Source organism: bacterium, from assembly GCA_036524115.1.
Taxonomy (GTDB): domain Bacteria; phylum JAUVQV01; class JAUVQV01; order JAUVQV01; family DATDCY01; genus DATDCY01.
The window spans coordinates 1-2,518 of record DATDCY010000367.1; the positions used below are offsets into that span (position 1 = coordinate 1).

Sequence of the window (2,518 nt, forward strand, 5' to 3'; positions counted from 1 at the left end):
CCCTCGCTACCAGCGCGTCGCTCGCCAACGGCCACAAACCGGCTTCCGCAACCAACCGGAGCGGCGTCGCTCTCTCTCCGGCGTCCCTCACTACCTCAAAATACGTCGAACTGCAGACCCCTCGTGAATAATCCGGGCTAGGCGGACCGCTCAGCCGGCTCTTCCCCCCGTCTGAGCGGTTCGCCCCGATCGGAGCCGGCTGTCAGGTCTGGAAACGATTTGCGGCGCCGGGAATCTGGCGTACATTGATGACGTCGCCGGACCGGCGGCTTCGACCACGAGGAGAGCGACCATGCGCATCGACAAGTTCACCGTGAAGACCCAGGAGGCCATCGCCGCGGCGCAGGGCATCGCCGAGCGCCTCGGCCAGCAGGCGGTCGACGTCGAGCACGTGCTGCTGGCGCTGCTGCAGCAGACCGACGGGGCCGTCGTGCCGATAACCCAGAAGATCGGAGCGGACCCGCAGGCGCTCGGGCGGGAGCTGGAGGCGGCGCTGGCGAAGCTGCCGCGCGTCAGCGGCGGGCTGACCGAGAAGACGTACGTCACGCCGAGGCTTTCGCAGGCCTTCGACGCCGCGCAGCGCGAGGCCGACACGCTCAAGGACGCGTACATCGCCGGCGAGCACATCCTGCTCGCCGCGGCCGACGCGGGGGGCGAGGGTGCGCGGATCCTCAAGGCGGCCGGCGTGACGCGCGAGGCGGTGCTCAAGGCGATGCAGGCGGTGCGCGGCAGCCAGCGCATCACCGACCAGAACCCGGAGGAGAAGTACCAGGCGCTGCTGCGCTTCGGGCGCGACCTCACCGAGCAGGCGCGTCGCGGCAAGCTCGACCCGGTCATCGGGCGCGACGAGGAGATCCGCCGCGTGATGCAGGTGCTCTCGCGGCGCACCAAGAACAACCCGGTGCTCATCGGCGAGCCGGGCGTCGGCAAGACCGCGATCGCCGAGGGGCTGGCGCGGCGCATCATCGACGGCGACGTGCCCGAGACGCTGAAGAACAAGCGCCTCGTGGCGCTGGACGTGGGGGCGCTGGTCGCCGGCGCGAAGTACCGCGGCGAGTTCGAGGACCGCCTCAAGGCCGTGCTCAAGGAGGTCACCGAGAGCGACGGCGAGATCATCCTCTTCATCGACGAGCTGCACACGATCGTCGGGGCCGGCGGGGCGGAGGGGGCGGTCGACGCCTCGAACATGCTCAAGCCGGCGCTGGCGCGCGGGGAGCTGCGGGCGGTCGGCGCCACCACGCTGGACGAGTACCGCACGCGCATCGAGAAGGACCCCGCGCTCGAGCGGCGCTTCCAGCCGGTGCACGTCGGCGAGCCGAGCGTCGCGGACACGATCGCGATCCTCCGCGGTCTCAAGGAGCGCTACGAGGTGCACCACCGCGTGCGCATCACCGACCCGGCGCTCGTGGCGGCGGCGACCCTCTCGTCGCGCTACATCTCCGATCGCTTCCTGCCGGACAAGGCGATCGACCTCGTCGACGAGGCCGCTTCGCGCCTGCGCATCGAGATCGACTCGGTGCCGGCGGAGATCGACGAGCGGGCGCGCCGCGCGATGCAGCTGGAGATCGAGCGCACGGCGCTGGCCAAGGAGAAGGACGCGGCCTCGCTGGAGCGGCGCGAGCGGGTCGACGCCGAGCTGGCGGAGCTCAAGGGCGAGATCACCGCGCTGCGGGCGCGCTGGCAGAACGAGAAGGAGACGCTCACGCGGATCGGCGCGCTCAAGGAGCAGATCGAGCAGTCGCGGATCGCGATGGAGAAGGCGGAGCGCACCGGCGACCTGGCGCAGGCCGCCGAGCTGCGCTACGGGACGCTGCCGAAGCTCGAGGCGGAGCTGAATGCGGGCGGCGCGCGCCTCCACGACCTCCAGAAGGAGCAGCCGATGCTCAAGGAGGAGGTCGACGCGGAGGACATCGCGGCGGTCGTCTCGCGCTGGACCGGCATCCCCGTGTCGCGGATGCTCGAGGGGGAGATGCAGAAGCTCCTGCGCATGGAGGAGCGCCTCGCGCAGCGCGTGGTCGGGCAGGAGGAGGCGCTGCGCCTGGTCTCGGACGCCGTGCGCCGCTCGCGCGCCGGCCTCGCGGACCCGAACCGCCCGGTCGGCTCGTTCCTCTTCCTGGGGCCCACGGGCGTCGGCAAGACCGAGCTGGCGCGGGCGCTCGCCGAGTTCCTCTTCGACGACGAGCGCGCCATGGTGCGCATCGACATGTCGGAGTACATGGAGAAGCACACGGTGAGCCGCATGATCGGCGCGCCGCCGGGCTACGTCGGCTACGAGGAGGGCGGCCAGCTCACCGAGGCCGTGCGCCGGCGCCCGTACTGCGTGATCCTCTTCGACGAGGTCGAGAAGGCGCACCCCGAGGTCTTCAACGTGCTGCTGCAGGTGCTCGACGACGGGCGGCTGACCGATGGCCAGGGCCGCACGGTCGACTTTTCCAACACGCTGATCATCCTGACCTCGAACCTCGGCAGCCAATATCTGTCGAACCTCCCCGAGGGCCAGGATGTCGACAGCGTCGAG

General features: G+C 70.7%; 1 protein-coding gene. It reads left to right on the forward strand.

Going from position 1 to position 2,518, the window contains the following annotated elements; genetic code table 11:
- Positions 1–292 precede the first annotated feature (292 nt).
- Positions 293–2,518, forward strand: a 2,226-nt coding sequence (locus VI078_17880) for an AAA family ATPase (GenBank protein HEY6001159.1), incomplete at its 3' end; no start/stop codon positions are given.